Raw genomic sequence first — 722 nt, forward strand, 5'->3', positions numbered from 1 at the left:
ACATTGAATGATCTGCAAAGAAAATTCGCATAATGCAATACCCCATCAACTGCATAATCATTGGCTCTATCATACGTCTTTGATTGGTGCTTTTTGATATCAGCTTTGCATTCGATAACGATTATGAACTCACGGTCTTTTTTTGACTGGATTATAAATTCTGGTCGTCCATCCCCAAAGCCTGACTTCGAAGCACTTTTAGGAGCTTTTCAATAACAGGGTTATCAGAGGCTTGTTCTTCTACGATGACATCATCATCGTCAAAGTAACCAAGTTTCTCTAACTGTTTCTTTACTAACGCTTCTGTCTTTTTTTCGTTCAGTTTTGCCATGAGTTCTACTTAGTGATTTTATTTAGTAAATTTCGACGGATCATATTTGATGCCTAACGCTCCACTCACCGGAATTTTGCGAGCGGAGCGAGTAAAATTTCCGAGTGTAGTGGTTTGTTAGGCAATATTTTCTTCTCGGAGAGAATAATTATTTGGAATGAAACCGCCAACCATTACTGTACCGATAATAAATTCCGAATCCGATACAGCGTTAAACCATGAAACTGCACAAATCTCCCGATTGATACGGGAAAATTTACAAAAGACATTCCTTGCTCTGTTGTCATTTGATGCAATTATTTTATCAACCTCTAATGCAGCATCTACTAGGTGTGCATCTTTCAACGCTATTTCTTTATCCTTACACTCTTCAATACCATCATCTATGATA

2 protein-coding genes are annotated in these 722 nt (G+C 37.5%); both read right to left on the minus strand.

The window, feature by feature from the left end; translation table 11 throughout:
* Nucleotides 1-151: 151 nt before the first annotated feature.
* Complete coding sequence (locus tag MOY_RS16010; RefSeq protein WP_009101872.1) at nt 152-331, minus strand: hypothetical protein; 180 nt, start codon at nt 329-331, stop codon at nt 152-154.
* 117 nt (nt 332-448) lie between these two features.
* A partial coding sequence (locus MOY_RS17295; protein WP_009101874.1) for a hypothetical protein occupies nt 449-722 on the minus strand: 274 nt, incomplete at its 5' end.

This window comes from Halomonas sp. GFAJ-1 (genome assembly GCF_000236625.2).
Taxonomy (GTDB): domain Bacteria; phylum Pseudomonadota; class Gammaproteobacteria; order Pseudomonadales; family Halomonadaceae; genus Vreelandella.

Bases quoted from the DNA above. Each gene is read 5' to 3' on its own strand.
- MOY_RS16010 (WP_009101872.1), bottom strand. From the start codon at position 331: ATGGCAAAACTGAACGAAAAAAAGACAGAAGCGTTAGTAAAGAAACAG.